Here is an 18,152-nt window from a genome sequence, read left to right as displayed (position 1 = left end):
CCTCGCCTACCGCGGCGCTCGGGTTTGGAACTCGCGGACTCGAGCGGCGAGCGCCAGGTCGGGATTCGCCGGCAAGGTTGAGACCAGGAGTTCGACGAGCTCGACTTGGGACGTTCGGAGACCGTGCTTGCGGCGAAGGTCCACGACGAGGTCCTCCAGCCGCTGGGCCAGCGAGACCCGCAGCTGCATGGTGACGCTCTTCTTCGGCTCGCTCGCCGAGGGCAGCCAGCCCAGAGGCTCGACGGCGGGCGGCCCCGACGCAGGAGGACGGGCGGGGCGGGGTGTTCGAACGGCGGGGGCCTCATCGGCCGGGACCGGTATCGGCGCGGCAGGGGCCTGCGCCGGCAGGTCGACGCCTCCGGACTCCCCCGGTGTCGCGTCCGGGCCAAGCGGGGCGGGTTGGTCCGTCGTGTCGGAAGGTTGCGGACCGATTGCTGGGACGCGGGCGTGACGGGGCGGCGGCACCGCCCGGGTCTTGCGCTGGACCCGCTGGCCGAGCGCTGCTAGCCCATCTTCGATTTCAGCCACAGATCGCCTCCACGGTCGCAGCGAGCTTTCGGTATTCGGCCGCGGCGGCTTCCACCCAGGCGCCAGGGCTGGGTTCCAGTGTCATGGCCGCCCGCCGGACCCGCCTCGGGATCCCGGGGTAGTGAGAGATGGGAGGGGCAACCGGCACGGAGGCGTCACGGGCTGCCGCCGCCAGCCGCTCGTAGAGACGCCGGGGTGGCTGGCGGGGAACCTTGGTGGGCACCAGCAGGAGGTTGTAGTCGGTGTAGTCGCCCAGCATCCCCTCCAGGGCGTCCATTTCTCGGGTTGCCAGGACCACCGGGACCAGGACCAGGCGTGCAGCTTGCATGGCCCCGTCGGTGAGCTCGTTGGCTCCGGGGTGGGTGTCGACAACGGCGTAGCGGAACTCCCTCCCCCACTCCACCGCCCAGGCCTCCAACGAGTCGGCCACGACGGCCGCACTGAGGGAGGTGGCGCCGAGGTCCGGATGCGACGGCACCAAGGCAGGCCGGCGAGCCGCCCGGAGGGGGCGCGGCACGCGCCCGGACTCCAGGGCGTCGAGGAGGCGCGCCCCGCGATGTGCGAGTGGGTCGTAGCCCCACATCCGAGTGAGGCCTCCGTGGCTCCAATCGAAGTCGACGGCGAGCGCATCCATTGCGGCGGCGAGCTCGAAGGCCGTGGTCGTCTTTCCGATGCCGCCCTTGTCAGCGGCCACAGCCAGCAGTATGGCTGTAGCGCTTGCTGTAGGGCTGGCTGGCTGTACGGCTGGCATGGCGGCCATACTCGCATACAGCTGTACAGCTTGCAAGGAGCTACGCGGGGGGGTCAGGTAAAGGCTCCCCCACCAATACAGCTTGCAAGACCGCCAGCTTGCAATACAGCTTTACATCTGTACAGCGCGCAACCGGCGCGCAACTCCTGCGCTGGGAGGACCCGCCGGAGGCCGCAGGGGGCGGGCATTCCCACGTGCGCGTAAAAATCCACCACTTCAGGGCAGCGGGGGAGTATGGTGGCGCGCGTTGAGACTTACATCGTTGTAACTCCCGCAGAAAGGAAGGGCTCCAACGATGGGCAGACCCCGGATTGGACCACGGACGGAACTGACAGCTCGCGTCCCACCCGAGTTGCACGAGGCCACCCGTGTTGCGGCGGACCGACGCGGCATCCCGATTTCGAAGCTCGTCATCGAAGCCCTCACCGAGAAGCTGGAGAAGGACTCTGCCAGCGGGATTCGAGTCGCGTAGGGGGGAGACCGGGGGGCAGGACGTCCCCAAAGGAAAGGGCCGCACCCAAGGCTTTGGCTGGCAGCGGGTACGGCCCCTGAACTGAAGGAAGCGGTATTAACCAGTGCGCAGAATAGCGCCTCTGAAGCGCGGAAGCAACTACCTCGACCGATGCCCAACTCTCCAGTTGAGCGTGAGAGTTCGGTGCCTGCGCCGGCCCAAAAGACCCGTTGCGCCATGGGGAAACGCCGCGGTCGTCCGTAGGCACCCCGACACGGGCGTTCTTGCGCGCGCGCATAAACTACAGCCGTGTAACTCCCCACCAGCCCTTGAGCGCGCTCAAAGCGCTTCGGGGGGAAAGGACGCCGGCATGAGAAGAAGCGGCCAACGGCAAAGGGGCCGCCTCTGGTGAGACGACCCCTCTAACCAAAAATCCAACCTAGCTGGCTTCCGGTCTGCCAGGACCGCAAGCCAAGTGCCTCGACCCCTCTGCCTGGAGGTTGTCTTGACGTTCGCCATTTTACCCCGCGGCAGCGCGGAAGACCAGACACCTGTACGTCCAACCCGGGATGGGTGCCGACCCGATCTCGTCTCGCTGTTGGCTCTTGACCGGCGCCGGGAGCGAGCGTGGCCACGGGCCGAGCTGCGGGCCGCTCTGGCCCACGTGGAGCGCCAGATCGTTCTCGACGACTCCCTGTGGAGCGGAAAGGCTGGCGCTACTCGGCGCCGGCTCCTGGAAGCGCTGATTGGGCTGGCGCAGGACCGATGCTCACTTGAGGTCGAGGAGACCCTGGAACGCCTTGGCGCCCTGGTCGGCCTGCAGAGCGCAGGCACGGTGGGCGAGCGCATCCGGGAACTGCAGGCCGCCGGCTGGCTGACGCGGCTTGGCATCGGCCGCAAGAACCACTGGGGGAGCGTCTGGCGGATCGAGGTGCCCCAACGCCTGTGCCAGGGGCGCCCTGCGCAGCGGCCCCAGGCCCCGGCTGGTCCCTTGCCGGCAAATCGCGACATCATGAAGGCAACTTCTGATCGCGCGCCTTTGCCTTTAGAATTAAGTCTTACCGTAGAAGAAGAATCATTAACACCGCGTGCCACACCCCCAGCCTCCGCTCCCACACCACCCCCCAACCCCAAAAGCGCACCGAAAGAAGAGCCGACTGCGACCCCGACCCGCCCGGCTCCCCAGCGGCGGGCAGAACCAACATCTCGCAACGACCCGAAAGCCAACGGCAAGGCAAGACCGCGCAGGACTCGGGTCTCGCGCACCGGACCTACAAGCACAACCGTGGGTCGTGGTGTTGGTGGTGGTGTTGGTTCTGGGGCTAAGAGTCTTCCGATCTGGCCGGCGGCCGAGTACGGGGCGATGCGGGCGGCGGTGGAGGCCGCCAGCGCCGGGGCGGAACCGGGTGAGCGCGTGATGGGCCAGATCCGGTCGGTCACTAGGGCGCTGCTCGCCGGCGAGTTCCAACCGGGGGACGTGCGCGCCGTCGTTGGCAAGGTGGGGCGGTGTTCGCCGCTGCGACTGCGAGCCATCCTCGAGGGGCAACACGTCGATCTCCCGCCCAGGCAGGCCCGGGGGATTCCGGAGGGTGCGGCCCGGGAGTTGGTGCGGTCGCTGCTCGGTGCTCTGCCGGAGATGGAGATGGAGACGGGGCACGGCCGTGAGCCGCTCGCCGAGGTTGACTCCCGGCAAGAGGCGCTGGCTATGCAGGAGTCGGCGAATCGAGCGCAGCGGCAGCTGGGCGAGGAACTGGTCGACCGCCGGCGAGAGGAACTCCTCGCCCGCTGGCTCACCCGCGGGAGGGCTCTGGAGGCCGAGCCGATAGGGGAGTAGGGCCGGAGGCACTATCCAAAGTGGACGGAAGAGGGGAACGGAGGGAGGCAACCGGATGGTGGTAGTTCCTGGGTGGTATCGTCGGCTTCCTCCGGGTTCCGGCGACGGGCTCGTGACATTTGGCGTTGGCGAAGCGGATCACACGGGTGTAAGCTGCCGCGACGAAATGCCCCCCGCGTCGCGGAAACGACCGGGGGGCTGGCCGAGACCTACGTAGGAGGTCCAGGCAATGGCAAAGGGTACACGCAGCAGATCGTTGGAAGCGGTCTACCCGGACTCGCAGCCGCCCCCGTCAGCCAGCTATCGACCACAGGCGTCGAGCCGGCGCGTGCTGGTGGGATTCGTCCTCGCGCTGGTGGCCTTCACCGTGGCGTTCCTGGGGCTGGAGAGGAACAGCCAGACGCAGCTGGTGGTGAGTGTGAAGGCGCCGGTCGCCGCCGGCTCGGTCATCAGCGGCTCGGACCTAGGGGAGGCCTCAATTCCGGTGGGAGCGTCGGTGCCGGCGATCCCGAGCGGGCAGCGGGGGAGTGTCATCGGCCAGGTGGCTCAGATCCCGCTCTACCCGGGCGACATCCTCGACCCGCACGACGTGGGCACCCAGCCGGCGCTACCGCCCGGGGACGTCGCGATGACGCTGTCGCTCGCGCCGGAGCAGGCGGTGGGGGGGACCCTGCGGGCTGGAGACAGTGTGGACGTGTTCGCGGCCCCGACAACCGTGGCGCCGGGGGCATCCCCGGCAGCGGCCGAAGTTCTCAGCGGGGTAGCGGTCCGAGGGGTGGCGACGCCCAGCACGCAAGCCGGGTCGCCGGCGGTCTATGTGACGTTGGTCCTGACGCCGGGGCAGGCCACGACCTTGGATGCCGCCTACCGGGCCTACAAGGTCGACCTGGCCCTGGCCAACCGATAGGGGGCGAAGAGCGTGCTCACCGGTTTCACTGCGGGCAAGGGAGCCCCCGGTGCAACCCTCGCAGTCGCCAACGTGGGGGCCGCCGGCGCCAGTCGCAGCCAGCGCGTTGTCGCACTCGACCTCGACCCGGCGGGGGGTGTGCTGAGCGCGTACCTGGGCGGGGACCCCCGCAAGGGGTTGTGGCCGCTGGCGTACGGAGGAGTGGAGCCGACACCGGCGGCCCTGGTCGAGCAGATCCAGACGCTGCACCGCCTGGCGGTGATCGGTGGCGTGCCGCGGGCAAGCGATGCGGCCGGTATCGATCTGGCCGAGGTCGCCCGGGTGGGAGCGGGGCTGGGGCCCCACGTTCTCGTCGACGCCGGGCGGCTGCCCGGACCGGGTCTGGCGGTGCTGGCCATGTGCGAGCGGATCGTGCTGGTGGTGGTACGGGACCCGGTCGGCATCCTGGCGGGGGAGCAGGCTCTCCAGGCCCTAGGACCGGCACTGCGCAGGCGGGTGGCGATCATCGTCACCGGTAGCACCGCCAAGGCCGAGCTCGCGGAGGTCGGCGAGCTGGTCGGCGTGCCAGTGCTGGGCGGCGTGCCGTGGGAACCCGATGAGATGCGCCGAGCGCGCCAGGAGCAGCGGCCCGTGACGGGTCGGGCAGAGCGGGCCTACGAGCGGCTGGCGGACGTGATCGTGCCCACCGCCCGGGCACAGGCGGCGCCGGTCGCGAGCAGAAAGGTGATCCCCGATGGAGCCTGACGCTCTGGCGTTCTTGGCGCGCGACGTGGCTCCCCGAGCGGGGCAGATGCTTACCCGGTTATTCCCCGGCAAGGCGCTGACCGAGCTGAGTGAGGCCGAGAAGGCGCGGGCCGAACCGGCGCTCCTGCGGTTCTGCGATGAGATCGATCAGGAGCGTTCGGCCGTCGGCCAGGGCGCGTTGCGGATTCCCGGACAGAAGTTGCTCGCGCAGTACCTGTGGGACGAGCTCTTCGACATCGGCGCCGCGCTGGCGCAGTACTGCGACGACCGCCAGCCCGATTGCGAAGAGGTGTGCGTGGATACGCCCAGCCAAGGGATGCTGCGCCGCGTCGGCAACCGCATCGAGGTGTTCCACCCCGGCTTGAGCTCGGACGACGACCTGCGCAGCCTCATCACCCGCATCATCGAGATCGGGGGCGGCCGGATCGACGACGCCGCCCCGTACGTGACCGTGCATCTGCCGAACGGGTGCCGGGTGACCGCGGTGGTGGCGATCAGCTCGCACCCGCGGCTCACGATCCGGGTACCTCGCCTTCGGGTGCGGTCCCTCCAGGACCTGGTAGACGCCGGCACCATCGACGACACCCTGGCGGCGTTCCTCACGGCCGCGGTGATCGGGCGGCTCAACATCGTGGTGACGGGGGCCACCTTCTCGGGGAAGACCACGTTCGTGCAGGCGCTGTGCACGGCCATTCCGAGCCACGAGCGGGTCATCACCATCGAGGAGGACCCCGAGCTGCAGCTCGAACAGGTCGTGGCGCATGCGATCGACCTGCGGGAGCGGCCGGAGAACATCGAGGGGGTGGGCGCCATTACCATGCGCCAGCTGGTGCGCCTCGCACTGCGCATGACCCCGGACCGGATCATGGTCGGCGAGGTCCGTGGCCCCGAAGCCATCGAGATGCTCCTGGCGATGAATTCGGGGCATGCGGGTAGTTTCTGCACAGTACACGCCGACGAGGGCCGCCGGGGCCTCAGCAAGCTCGAGATGTACGTGACGCAGGGCGCCAACTGGACGCCCCGGGCGGCCAAGGAGTTGATCGGCGAGAACGTCGACCTCCTGGTGCACCTGCGGGAGGACCGCGAGCTCGGCCGGCGGGTCGTCGGCGAGGTCGTAGAGGTAACGGGTTGCGAGAACGGTGAGGTCATCACGACCAACACCCTGTTCACCCGCCGCGAGGGTGAGCTGTGCTTCAGCGGGATCCGACCCCGTCGGGCCGACCGCCTGGAGGGCGCCGGCTGGAGGATGCGGTGATCTGGGCGGCGGCGGCGCTCTTCGCCCTCGGGGCCGCGCTCGTGATCGACGGCGCCAGCAAGCGAGTCCGGCCGCCATCCCGGCGCTCCGCCGGGGAGCTCGTCATCTCGGCATCCGTTCAGGGCGTGGCAGGCGCTGTCGTCGCGACGGCCGCGGCGCTGGCTGCTTTCCTCCTCACCCGCTGGGCGGCCGTGACGGTGGTGGCGGCGGTGGTGGGCGCCTTGGCGCCCAAGGCCTACGTGAACGCACGGGCGGCCCGCCAACGGCTCGCCCGCCAGGAAGCGCTGGCGAAAGTCACCGACCGCCTTCGGACCGCGGTCAAGGCCGGCACCGATCTGAAGGAAGCCCTGGTGCGTGCGGCCGATGCCGCACCGCCGGTCCTGGCCGGGGAGATGGCTGCCCTGCGGGAACTGATCCGCCTCCGGGGTGTGAAGGAGGCCCTGGAGGCGTTGGCGGAGCTTACCGACGATCCCTTCCTGGAGCGCTTCGCCATGGTGCTCGCGAGTGCGTACCAGGGCGGCGGCCGCCTGGGGCCTCTCCTCGGCGCGGTGTCGGACGCAGCGTCGTTGCAGGCGAGGACCACGCATGAGATCCACGCCCGCCAGACCCAGCTCCGCATCAGCGCCAACCTCCTTGGAGCCGTACCTCTCGTTCTGATGCTGTACCTCCGGGCGGCGAGCCCGAACTTCCTTCGCAGTTACAACACAGTGCAGGGGCAGCTGGTGATGCTGGTGGGCTTCGGGCTGGTAGCCGCTGCGTGGTGGATCGGGCGCTCGCTGGCGAGGGTACGGGCGTGATCGCTGACATCGTCCTGGCCATCATGTTCGCCACCGGGGTGGCGATGGTGGTGGCCGGGCGGCGGAAGCCGACACTTGCGCAGCGAGTGGATGCGCTGCGCCCGTGGTCGATGCGACCGGTGCCGCCGCCGTCCGTCTTCCGGTTCGCCGCGCTGGAGGCGCTCCGGCCGGCCATGGAGTCGATGGGGGAGCTCCTCGCCCGACTGACGCACCTGGACACGGGACGGATTGGTCGGGACCTCGCGCTGGCAGGTCGGAGCGACTCCGTGCCTCTGTTCGTCGCGACGAAGGTGGTCTCGGTCGCAGCGTTCGCAGTGGGGGTCCCCGCAGCCATGCGCACGCTGGGGTTCCATATGCCGATCTGGCTGAGCGTCGCCATCGCCGTCGGTGCCTGGCTGCTGCCGGACCGCATCATCCGGGAGGAGGCACGAGCACGTGGGGTGGCTCTGGAGGGCGGACTGGCGGTCGCCTGCCTCGACATCGCCTTGCGGGTTTCCGGGGGAGCCGGTATCAGCGATGCGGTCCGCTCCGCCTCCCAGGCGCAGGGGGCGTTCGGCGAGGAACTGCGCACCGCCCTGGGCCGCGCCGCCGCTCAGCACCGCGGGCCGGCGGATGCCCTGGAGGATCTGGCAGCCAGGACGGGACTCGAGGAAGCCCAAGAGCTGGCGACCACGCTGCGGGCTGCGGAGCGTGGGGCGGCGGTCGCGGACACCGTCATGGCCCAGGCGGCGGCGATCGGCGACCGCCACAGCCGAGACGCCCGCATTGCTGGGCAACGAGCCGAGGTCCTGATGGTGGTGGTCCAAGCCGGCCTGGTGTTCCCAGGGGTCGCCCTCCTGCTGATCTATCCGACGGCCGCGGCTCTGATCCGGATCGCCCATGGCTGACAAAGGAGTCCCTTGACAACGTGCACAAGTCATGACCACTTAATTCAGAAGCGATTTGAGCAAAAGGAGGCAACTTGATGGAGAGCATCCGAAGCGCCGAGTCCAGGCTGGCCTCGGCGTGGCTGTCAGCAGGCGCTTTCATGCTGGCTCTTCAGATGTCGGTGGGGGAGCGGGTAGGGGGACTGCCCCATCGGCTCCGCACCAGCGACGAGGGCATGGCCGTCGTCGAGTACATCCTGCTGCTGTCGGTGGGGGTAGTCGCGTTCCTCACCATCCTGCAGGCGCTGACCGGCTCGGTATCGGCATTCGCCAGCCGTGTGATCAAGAACATCGACTCGCTCAACTGAGGCAGGGAGTGCGAGGGATGCAGTACCGGGGCGCGAACGACGGAGGGCAGGCAACGCTTGAACTGTTGCTCGTGTTGCCGCTCCTGCTGTTCGTGCTCCTCGGGTTGATCCAGTTCGCCATCTGGTACAACGCCGAGCAGACCACCATCGCCGCCGCGCAGGAGGGAGCCGCACAGGCGTCGACCCACGGCGGAGAGGCCGCCGCTGCCCAGCAACGCGCCCAGCTACTCATGGCGGGCGTGTCGTCGATGAGTACGGCGCCACAGATCACGGTTGCGCCCGCCGGCGCCGGTCAGATCTTGGTATCGGTTTCGGCCCATCTGCAGAGCCTGATCCCGGGCCTGGGTGGTTTTGGCCTGCACGCCTCCGCCCTGGCGCGCGTGGAGCAGCTGCCATGAGTTGGCGCCGGGGCGGGTCCCTACGTTCCGAGGACGGGGCAGCTGTCCTCGAGGTCCTGATCCTGATGCCCGTTCTGGTACTCGCCCTCGCCATCATCATGACTGTCGGCCGGCTCTGGATGGTGCGGGCCGACGTCCTGGCTGTTGCCCAGCAAGCAGCCCGGGCCGCCGTAACGCAACCCGATGCGGTCTCGGCGGCGAACTCGGCCACAACAGCGGCGCAGTCCGCGGCGTCGGACTACAAGTTGGACACCTCGGAGTTGAGCGTCGATGCCATCGGCCCGTTCGCGCCAGGTGCCACCTACAAGGTCGTCGTGACCTACCACCTCACCATGAGCGAGATCCCGGGACTGGGGTTGCTGCCGTCCAGCGCCACGATCTCCGCCAGCGCGGCCCAACCGATCTCGAGGTACACGAACCAATGACCCTGCCGCGAGACGAGCGGGGGCAGGCGACGGTGGTCATCCTCGTCTTCGTCCTGGTCGTCATCGCCCTGGTCGGCGTCGTGTCCGACGGGGGACAGGCGCTGGCCCAGCGCCGGGAGCTCCAGGGCCTCGCCGACGGCGCAGCGCGGGCAGGGGCCGGCGCCCTGAACCAGGACGCTCTGGTGACCACGGCGACGCCGCAGATCGATCCCCAGCAGGCGCAGGCGGCGGTGACGCAGTACCTGAGCGCGGCGGGCTATGCCGGGAGCCCCCCGCAAGTAAGTGTGACCCCGTCGCAGATCTCCGTGGCCCTCACGCAGAGTTATCATCTGGCATTCGATCAGTTCATCGGAATTTCCACGGTGACCTTGCACGCAAGCTCCTCGTCCGCACCGGTGTCGACCAAGTAAGGGAGGCCACGATGGCCAGGAGAACTGAGACCAAGCCTGAGGTCGGGGCGCCGCCACCGATAGGACCCCCGGGCCCGTGGCCTGCGCCCCCGGAGGAGCACCGCTCGCGGCTCGGGTGGGCCGCGCTCACATTCGTGGTTGTGGTGGCGCTGACCGCCGGCGGTTGGCTCGTCCTCGGACACTGGACGCAGCACCACCAGCCAACTCCGGGCAATTCGGCGAGTCCGCCGGGAGGCACGCCCTCGTTGCCCGCCCCCGTCCCGGCTACGACTTTCGAGGCCTTCGCTGCGTTGCCAGCGGATCAGCAGCAGGCCGTAATGTTGGAAGTAATGAACCGATTCAACGAGGTTGTGAATCAATCGTCGGAAAGGCTCGACGCTTCCGTACTTCCACTGGTCGCAACCGGTGATGAGCTCGGTGCGTTAAAGCAAAGGTTTCAGACCCTGCAGCAGTCCGGCTACGGATTGAGCACCGGCACCCAAGTGACAGTGTTGCGGGTAGTGATGTCGCCTCAGCCGTACAGCTTCGTGTCGATTCACATCCAGTCGACCGAGACTGCGCAGTATGTGAAACCGACGACCTTAGAGCCTGTTGGGTCACCCGCACCGGCGACTTCGGTGACATCGAGCTTCTCGTTCGTAATCGAGGACGGCACGTGGAAAGCGAGTGAGCACTTCCAGGACTTCAAAAAGTGAGCAGGCTCGCAGGCATACTCAGCGTCACAACTGGATTGCTCTTAATCGCGGCTCCGGCCGTCGCCCAACCTCCTCCGTCGCCAGCACCGGCAGCTCCAATATCCCCTCCAGTGTCGCTGTTGCCAGATGGCAGTACCTTCACAGCCCTTGCGACGACCAACCAGCAAAACGGGACCGTCGATTACGCAGTGGGTGGTGGCGCCACGAACGTGCAAGCCGGTTCGGGGTCCAGCGTGCCGAAGTCGGGCCCCCATCGTTCGGGGCCATCGTGCACGGCGAGCACCACTATCCCGTCAGGAGTCCAACTACCCTTCCGCGATGTGGTCGGGCCCCAGGCCTCGACCCCGCCCCCAGGGACGCAGGTGACGTACAACGGGCAACCCCTGCCCAACTATGGAACCGTCAGCTCGAACAACATGGGCTCGGATACCCTCGTAATCGTCTCCTGCAGCGGGGTGCCGAAGGGGTTCGCGTTCCTGACCCCACCTAAGCCGGGTGCCCCGGCCCCAGTGCGGGCTCCGACACCGGCGCAGATCCAGACCATCGCTGAGTCCGCCGCCGGCCAGATCCGTATGCCGAACGTTGCCATCCAAGCCAACCCGCCAGTAGGCGGGGGTACGGTGCATGTGGATACCTGGTTCTACGCCACCGGCTACAACGGCGGGCCGATTCGAGTGACGCCCCCCACGCCTGGCGTCAGCATCGCCATCGTGGCCACGCCGACCTCGTACGTCTGGACCTTCGGTGACGGGTCCCCGCCACTGTCGAGCTCGTCGCTTGGTGTTCCGTGGCAAGCGGCATACACCCCCGCCACCGCGCACGCCGACTGCACCTTCGACGGTACTCCGACCCATATCGACGCCATCGTGCCGGGCTCGGTGACGCACTGCTGGACGGCGCCGAGTTCCAGCGTCACGGTTTCGCTGACCTTCAACTTCGCGGTGAGCTACTCGGTCAACGGCGGCCCCCAGATCCCGCTACCGGCCATCCGGCGCAGCGCAACGCTCAGTTACCCCGTCCAGATCATCGACAGCCTCGTTACGGCCCGGGGTTGACCAAAATGTCCCGCCGCTTGCCTACCTACACTGCCAGGCCGAGGCGCTTTGCCGCCGGCTTCGAGGTTCTCGCGGTCGTTATTGGCGTCCCGGCGATTCTCCTCACGACCATCCACCCAAACGGAGGCCTCCACCGTCCGGCAGCGCCGTCAGGGCAGTCCCTCCACGCCTTCGCCCTAGCGCCGGCGAGCGTGAAGCTGACTGCGCTCGCGCACGTAGGGGTATGGGTCGTCTGGGCCCTGTGGGCCTACTGCCTGACCATCACGGTGCTCAGCCTGCTGGGCTTCGTCGCCCATCACCTGAGATTCAAAGGCCCGGCGAGCGCCGTCCTCAGTATCCGCAATCGTGTAGTCCCAACGTCCGTCCGCGTCATTCTCGACACCGTCTTCGTCGCGGCAGTCATGGCGCCCGCACTGAGGGCATCCGCCTCCATCGGCCACCTGCCGGCAGGCCAGGCAGTCACGCAACTCGCCCCGCCCAGCCCGAGCCCCACACCCTTGCCCGCACTCACGCCGGCACATTCACCCGCCCCCGATGGCTCAACCGACAGAGGCGCCACGTACACGGTGACCCGGGGTGACACTCTCTCGAGCGTCGCCCTGGCCGACTGCGGCGACGCCTCCCAGTGGCGCGCCATCGCTGGCGCCAACCCGCAGATCAAGAACCCGAACCTGATCCACCCCGGCGACCAGCTAGCCATCCCATGTGCACCCGGCAATGGCGTTGATAGTCGGCCGGCCGCCGTGCTTCACACCGTCGCCGAAGGCGAGAGCCTGTACAGCATCGCCGCCCACTACGCGCCGGCGGGGACCAGCGAGACAGAGATCGCCGAGCGCTCGAGTCAGCTATTCAGCGCCAACCACAACCGAGTGGTGGGTCCGTACGGCGAACGGCTGGACCGGCCCCGATTCATCGAGGCGGGATGGACCCTCGTGATCCCTCCGAGCGTGTCGGCCCCTGCCCGCATCACGGCGCCAGCACCGCCGGCGGCCGCAACTGTCCCCGTCGTCCCGGCTGAGCCCCTCCCGGCCGTGAAACCGCCGGTATCGGCTGTGACCCCCGCGCCGGTCAGCCCTCAGGCCCCGGCGCCGGCCGTCCCCGTTGTGTCGCCCACGACCGCATCCGCCCTCACCCCGGCCACGAATACAACGGTGGCGCCAGTTACCAACGTGAGGCGATCCCAGGGTCACGGCCGCACGCACGGTTTCCCCATTGAAGTCCCTGGCGGGGTCGTCCTTGCTGGCTCCAGCGCCGGGCTGCTGCTCGCCCTGCGCCACCGGGCGCGAGCGCGGCGTCTCCATGAGGCCCACCTGGACGGGACCCCAGTCCGCCTCGAGCCTGAGGGCGAGATCCTCTCGACCCTCAGGACTTCCGGCCTCGGGCCGGCTTTCGACGGCCTCGGCGCCCTGGCCGAAACCGTGTTGCAGCGCTGGGCGAACGCCAACGGGGGAGTGGTGCCCAAGGTCCTCAGCTGCTGGGAGGGTGAGCCAACCACCTTCGTCCTGGACGTCGCTGCCGACGCACCGTGTCCCGACCTTTACGAGGACGAACATGTCCGGGTGGAGTTCCGGCCTGTCGGCAATCGGCTCGCGGGTCTGATCTCCGACAGCGCGCCGGCACCGATCGTCCGGGGAATGAACGCGCTCGCCGACGGCATTTTGGTCCCGGTTGGCAGCCGAAACGACAGCACGCTCCACGCCCCGCTGCTGGGCGGGCACATTGCCGCGGACGGGGGGGAGGCGCCATCGCTGGTCGCAGCCATGATCCTGGCGGCCCGGGCGCGCTGCCTGCCCGACGACCTCGAGGTCATTGTCGTTGGCGGAGCTCTACCGCCGGGCTTTGCCGAGACCGACTCCGAACTTGTGCCGGTGCGTCACGTCTCGCTGGGGGAGCAGGAGTCCGTTCGCCTCGAGCTGGAGGAGCTGCTACAAACCAACGCCACAGTCATCGCCGGGCACCAGCTGCAAGACTTGGCCACCCACGTCATCACTCACCCGGACGACCGTGTGCGGGCCAGTGTCCTGATCCTGCCCGCCGGCGAGGTCGAAGCGTGGGTCCCGCTCCTCACCCGCAGCCAGGGCCTAGGCATCGGCGCTGTGATTGTCGGCGATTACCGCGTTGCGCCCCGCCAGCTGATCCTGAACGCCGACGGCATTCTCTATATGGAGGGCGAGGGTATCGATCGTGAATCCCTGAGCCCGTGCCTCCTCCCGCAACCCGTGCTGGATGAGCTGGCACCCGTCGCCGACGAGGAACCTCCTGACAATGTCGAGGTACCGGACACCGACTGGCCACCGTACGAAGACCCCGACGATGGCGACGAGCAGCTGCAGCTGGTGGCCAGTAAAGCAGTGGTCCACGTTGGCCTCTTCGGCACCCTGCGCGTCACGGACGCTCGCGGAGAGAGAGTGGCCCAGCCCGGCCGGGGGAGGAGGGCTACCCGAGACGCTCTAGCGTTCCTGGCCGCCCACCCAGGATGGGTAGACGCCGATCAAGTACGGCAGGCCTTAAACAAGGGGGATGACCTCCGCTCCACCCATCAGGACCTGTACGCCGCAGTGTCGGAGGCACGCCGGTGGCTCCTGGCGTCGTGGACCTCCAGCAACCCGGGCGAAGTGCCACCCAAGGGGACCGAGCTCATCGCGCAGCAGTCTGGGCAGGGTTACCGCCTCGCGACCGAGCTCGGCATCGAAGTCGACGTCGCCGAGTTCGACCGTGCCTGGGCCGCCGCGAAGGCGCATCCGGAATCCATCGCTGCCCTCCGGAGGATGCTCGCAACTTACACCGGGACCCTCCTCGACCCGGACCGCAATAGCGAGGCCGTGGCTTGGGTGGAGAAGGAGAACCTGCGCACCACGCAGCAGAGCAAAGTCGCCTGGGCGGCGCTGACCCTCGCCGAGCACCTCTGCGCTGCAAACAGGCCTCGCGAAGCACTGGACGCCCTCGAGCCCCTGCTCGCCGGCATTCTCAACGAAGACCTGTGGTTGTGCGCGCTGCGCTGCCAGGGTGCAGCGGGCCCTCGAGGACTCGACGACCGGCCGGGTCTGATCGACCTCTACGGCCGATACCAGGCCCTTCTGAGCGCCGCCACGCTGCCACCGCCCGGACCTCGCGCGGAAGAGCTTTACCGCTCGCTACTTTCCGCCGCCGGCGCCCGTCAGACGTCCACGTTGGACACTAGCGGCGTCCCACCCGCGTTGGTGTCCGAGGTCAACGGGAACAGCCCCCGGCGCCGGCTACGCCTCATCCGGCGCGAGGCTGTCCGCTAAGGCACGCGGTCTCTCGTGACGACTTACCCCCAGGTCAACGCCTTCTGGCGAACTTCCATTGATCTGGGGACCATGCACGTAGGCATCGATGGATGCCCAGGTTCTGGCCCAGCGAGCGACGCGTTGGCGCCTTCTAGGAAGGGTGACCTGGAGTATGGATGAGGCGGAACGGGCGTTTCACCGTGACATGGTCAATGGCGGGGAAGTCTTGAAGCGCGAGATCGGATACAGCCCCACGCGATTCAACCAAATGGTAGCCCGACATGGCGGCATCGCGGCTGCGCGCGTGTTACTCAGAGGACCGGACGCGTCAGACGGGTTCACCACCCTGTGGGAACATCGGCGACTGGATAGGAGCGTCGAGGCGTACGTGCTGCTTCCCTGGTATGAGAACCTGTTCACTGAAGAGGAACGTCGCGTGGCGAAAGAGCGGCTGCAACAGCATGGCTTTGACGTGCTCGGTTTTCTGAGAGCCGCGGAACAGAGCGCTCCGCCATGGAGTGAGGGCCGCGACAAATGAAGGTCGACGCGAAGCAGCTTTCTGCTCTGAGCGTGTACAAGAGGCTCCAGAAGGGCGAGATCGACCTGGCACCCGAGTACCAGCGTGGAAGCGTTTGGAGTCGACGCCGGCAATCATTGCTAATCGACAGCATGCTTCGCGGGTACGACTTGCCGAAGTTCTTCATCCGTGAGGTCGATGGTGGACCGTCCGAAGTTGTGGATGGTCAGCAACGGCTCAACGCGATCGTGGCCTTCCTGGCGAACGAGTTGAAGCTTCCGAGGGAGTCTGGCGTTCACCTCGCCGGCCGAAGCTATGCATCGGTCCCGATCGACGTTTCGGACGCGATCGATGACTACCAGCTGAGCTTCTCGGTGATCAGGGACGCCGATGACGAGGCCATTCGAGAGATGTTTCTCCGGCTGCAGATGGGCGTCCGGCTCAACGCTGCGGAGGAATTGAACGCTGTTGCGGGAGGCATGCACGACTTCGTGCAAGCGCTGGCCGAGAAGGCGTTCTTCTCCGAGCGGGTCGCTTTCTCCAGCAATCGTGGCGCACATCGCCACGTGGCTTCGCAGCTTGCTCGGCTTGCGGTCGAAGGCTTCGGCGACGTTCGCAAGTCTGATCTGCTCACGCTGTACAGGACCCGGGCCGCTTGGGCGCCGGATGACAATGCAAAGCGGCTCCGGCAGGTTATCGACTGGCTCGGTGGGGTCTTCAGCACGAGGGATCCCGTATTAAGGAACCGGGGTCAAGTCGTGTCAGTAGCCTACGGGATCTACTCGTTGTGGACGGATCTGGTGTTTGCAGGCAGCGAGCAGGCCGTGCTGCACGCGATGCGAATGCTCGACCAGAAGCACCTAGGCGACGATGCGGCTTATGGCGACTTTCGGCTCGCGCTCGCTCACTCATCAGACCAGAAGCGCTCCTTGGAAACCAGGCATCGGTACGTCCTCGGGGGACTGGCTGAGTTCGCCCCGGACATCCCACGTCGTGATCCGAAGCGAATATTCAGTCCCGAGGAGCGCGCCGCGATGTATTACCGCGATGGCGGCAGATGCCAGCACAGTGGATGTGGTCTTGTTGTCGACTTCGCCTCGTTTCATGCGGATCACGTCGAGGCTTGGGCGAAGGGAGGCGCCACCACCTTGGCAAACGCGCAGGTGCTGTGCCCGACGCACAACCTTGCCAAGGGTGCTCGATAGGAACTGCCGCGCCATTCAGTTGAGCCCTCAGCGCGGGCTTCTCCCGCGACGATCTAGACTTGGCGGCCTAGCCCCCCAGATCAGAGGAACCATGGAGATCAACGAAGGAAAGCGGCAAGAAGCCGTCGACAAGTTCGTTGCATTGGCTGGCGTGGAGGTCGCCTCTGCCGAGCAGTTGGTGGATGCGACGCTGAACGCCCACGTTGACGAGGCTTTGGAGCTCATTGTGGGAACCGGGCCCGTGCCGTCCTCGGTGACCTCGTTGCGCGCCGACCTCATCCGTTACGCCTGCCGCCGGGTGGGTCGTATCTTGAGCGAACGGGAAGTCGAGCTGCTGTTTCGAATCCCCCGGTCGGCGGCTAGGAGCATACTTACGAATGCCCGGGCGACCTACGAACAGGAACTGCGCCAGCAGGCCCTGCTGCGCATGAGGCAAGACGCCACAGTCACCTCCACGGGATCGGTGGAAACGGGTGAAAAGTGGCGGCTGAGGTTCACCGAGAGCGCCACGTACGAAACCGCTTGGTCGGAAATCGTTCGGCTGCATCTTCAAGATGTCGCTGAGCCCTCGGCACTCCAGCGCAGCTTCGAGATGACAAGAACAGTGCACAGGGATAGCGGCGACATTGATACACTTTCTTCGCTCGGGTTGTCTGCCCCACCACCCGAGGTCAGTCGCCGACGACGGTGACCCTGGTCGGGCGAGTCGGGGACGCCTCGACTCTGGTTGGTGTGCTCCTGGTTCTAATCACCCTCTTCACTTCCGAGCAGGCACGAGCGCTCGACGTTGAACGGCACCGAGACGGTGGCCCCCGACTCTCGGCTTTGAGAAGGGTGGCGGCCGTCGCCGCCGTGTTGGCTGTTGTGACCGCGATTTCATGGCTCACTCTTGTCCCCCTGGGCCTAGACGTTGTGCGGACCTGCTGCTCCGGATCGAGCGAACCCGTCCTGCAGATCTTCGACCTAGTGTGGATGCTTATGGTGCCCCTGGTGGTTTGGCAGGTGTTGGTAGCCCTGGGTGCTTTGCGTCTGCTGTGAAGCGGTTTCGAGTCTCTCATTGCCCAAAGGACCTGCGCGCGGTATGGGGACCGTCTATCGCGGGAACTCTTCGCCTTCTGCAAGAGACGCGGCTCGGCCTGGTTCACTACAGTCCCAGCAAGAGATGGTATGGTCCATAAAGCCGATTCCCAACTATCACGGGGTTTGGTAATAATCTATCTTATGTCGGGCACAGCGGGGGGGCGCAGGACTCGCTGAACGCGACCCTGCCGAAGCCACAACTGCCAGCTGACCTGCCACTTCGCAAGTCAGAGGTGAGGGATGATCCAGGTTCGATGGTCCCCCACGAGCAGGGCCCATAGCTCGATCCGCGTGCCTCGTGAGAATGGATGTTCGGCCCCAAAGTTGCATCTGATGCACGATTCGTGCGTCGGCGTTGCGCTCGGAGCTGTGTAGGCCGGGCGAATCCGGACACCGATTCCGATTGAATCCGGACACCGAGTCCAGTTGAAAGTGGACACTCGTTCCGGCTGATTCCGGACACCTGACCCCCGGCGGGGTAGCGCCTTGGTCCAGATCCACCAAGGCGGGCACGCGGTCCCCTTGAATGGCGACTCCCCAGTTGCCGTTCGAAGGAGGACCAGGCGTGCCCAGGAAGAGGCTACCCATGCGCAAGATCGAAGAGGTGCTGCGGCT

General features: G+C 67.2%; 19 protein-coding genes. 16 read left to right on the top strand and 3 right to left on the bottom strand.

The genetic code is table 11. The features are described 5' to 3' along the window. Positions 1–6: 6 nt before the first annotated feature. The 3 genes from VFW71_07225 to VFW71_07215 form a co-directional block, all read right to left on the bottom strand. Positions 7–189, bottom strand: coding sequence for a hypothetical protein (locus VFW71_07225; GenBank protein HEU5002551.1), 183 nt, complete (start codon positions 187–189; stop codon positions 7–9). A gap of 331 nt (positions 190–520) precedes the next feature. Further along, positions 521–1,222 (bottom strand): ParA family protein, encoded by a 702-nt coding sequence (locus VFW71_07220; GenBank protein HEU5002550.1) that lies wholly within the window; start codon positions 1,220–1,222, stop codon positions 521–523. Positions 1,223–2,499: 1,277 nt separating this feature from the next. Further along, entirely contained in the window at positions 2,500–2,637 is a 138-nt protein-coding gene (locus tag VFW71_07215; protein ID HEU5002549.1) for a hypothetical protein, read from the bottom strand. 468 nt (positions 2,638–3,105) lie between these two features. Here VFW71_07215 and VFW71_07210 point away from each other — a divergent pair, with 468 nt between their 5' ends. From VFW71_07210 to VFW71_07135, 16 genes are all read left to right on the top strand, one after another. Continuing rightward, positions 3,106–3,564 (top strand): hypothetical protein, encoded by a 459-nt coding sequence (locus VFW71_07210; GenBank protein HEU5002548.1) that lies wholly within the window; start codon positions 3,106–3,108, stop codon positions 3,562–3,564. A 229-nt stretch (positions 3,565–3,793) separates the two neighbouring features. Further along, entirely contained in the window at positions 3,794–4,471 is a 678-nt protein-coding gene (locus tag VFW71_07205; GenBank protein ID HEU5002547.1) for an RcpC/CpaB family pilus assembly protein, read from the top strand. A gap of 12 nt (positions 4,472–4,483) precedes the next feature. After that, a complete protein-coding gene (locus VFW71_07200; GenBank protein HEU5002546.1) occupies positions 4,484–5,215 on the top strand; it encodes a hypothetical protein in 732 nt (243 codons plus the stop codon). Then, complete coding sequence (locus VFW71_07195) at positions 5,205–6,470, top strand: ATPase, T2SS/T4P/T4SS family (protein HEU5002545.1); 1,266 nt, start codon at positions 5,205–5,207, stop codon at positions 6,468–6,470. Before VFW71_07200 ends, VFW71_07195 begins: the two co-directional genes overlap by 11 nt. After that, positions 6,467–7,267, top strand: a complete 801-nt coding sequence (locus tag VFW71_07190; protein HEU5002544.1) for a type II secretion system F family protein — start codon at positions 6,467–6,469, stop codon at positions 7,265–7,267. Before VFW71_07195 ends, VFW71_07190 begins: the two co-directional genes overlap by 4 nt. Beyond that, positions 7,264–8,154 (top strand): type II secretion system F family protein, encoded by an 891-nt coding sequence (locus VFW71_07185; protein ID HEU5002543.1) that lies wholly within the window; start codon positions 7,264–7,266, stop codon positions 8,152–8,154. The genes VFW71_07190 and VFW71_07185 overlap by 4 nt, the downstream gene beginning before the upstream one ends. 77 nt (positions 8,155–8,231) lie before the next feature. Next, positions 8,232–8,501 carry a hypothetical protein gene (locus VFW71_07180; GenBank protein HEU5002542.1) on the top strand — a complete coding sequence of 90 codons (270 nt, stop codon included), beginning with the start codon at positions 8,232–8,234 and terminating at the stop codon, positions 8,499–8,501. Positions 8,502–8,518: 17 nt separating this feature from the next. After that, positions 8,519–8,899, top strand: coding sequence for a TadE/TadG family type IV pilus assembly protein (locus tag VFW71_07175; protein ID HEU5002541.1), 381 nt, complete (start codon positions 8,519–8,521; stop codon positions 8,897–8,899). Next, complete coding sequence (locus VFW71_07170; protein HEU5002540.1) at positions 8,896–9,324, top strand: TadE/TadG family type IV pilus assembly protein; 429 nt, start codon at positions 8,896–8,898, stop codon at positions 9,322–9,324. Before VFW71_07175 ends, VFW71_07170 begins: the two co-directional genes overlap by 4 nt. Further along, complete coding sequence (locus VFW71_07165) at positions 9,321–9,734, top strand: pilus assembly protein TadG-related protein (GenBank protein ID HEU5002539.1); 414 nt, start codon at positions 9,321–9,323, stop codon at positions 9,732–9,734. The genes VFW71_07170 and VFW71_07165 overlap by 4 nt, the downstream gene beginning before the upstream one ends. A gap of 143 nt (positions 9,735–9,877) precedes the next feature. After that, a complete protein-coding gene (locus VFW71_07160) occupies positions 9,878–10,429 on the top strand; it encodes a hypothetical protein (GenBank protein HEU5002538.1) in 552 nt (183 codons plus the stop codon). Positions 10,430–11,049: 620 nt separating this feature from the next. Further along, entirely contained in the window at positions 11,050–11,484 is a 435-nt protein-coding gene (locus VFW71_07155) for a hypothetical protein (GenBank protein HEU5002537.1), read from the top strand. A 191-nt stretch (positions 11,485–11,675) separates the two neighbouring features. Next, the gene (locus VFW71_07150) at positions 11,676–14,753 is read left to right on the top strand and encodes a LysM peptidoglycan-binding domain-containing protein (protein ID HEU5002536.1); all 3,078 of its coding nucleotides are present in this window, start codon (positions 11,676–11,678) and stop codon (positions 14,751–14,753) included. Positions 14,754–14,907: 154 nt separating this feature from the next. Further along, positions 14,908–15,273, top strand: a complete 366-nt coding sequence (locus VFW71_07145; GenBank protein HEU5002535.1) for a hypothetical protein — start codon at positions 14,908–14,910, stop codon at positions 15,271–15,273. Then, positions 15,270–16,457, top strand: a complete 1,188-nt coding sequence (locus VFW71_07140) for a DUF262 domain-containing protein (protein HEU5002534.1) — start codon at positions 15,270–15,272, stop codon at positions 16,455–16,457. Before VFW71_07145 ends, VFW71_07140 begins: the two co-directional genes overlap by 4 nt. Positions 16,458–16,548: 91 nt before the next feature. Then, positions 16,549–17,148, top strand: a complete 600-nt coding sequence (locus VFW71_07135) for a hypothetical protein (GenBank protein HEU5002533.1) — start codon at positions 16,549–16,551, stop codon at positions 17,146–17,148. Positions 17,149–18,152 lie beyond the last annotated feature (1,004 nt).

Source organism: Actinomycetota bacterium (genome assembly GCA_035765775.1).
Lineage (GTDB): Bacteria > Actinomycetota > CADDZG01 > JAHWKV01 > JAOPZY01 > DASTWV01.
Note: the sequence above shows the minus strand (reverse complement) of the source record. Positions and strands in the feature narration are given on the sequence as shown.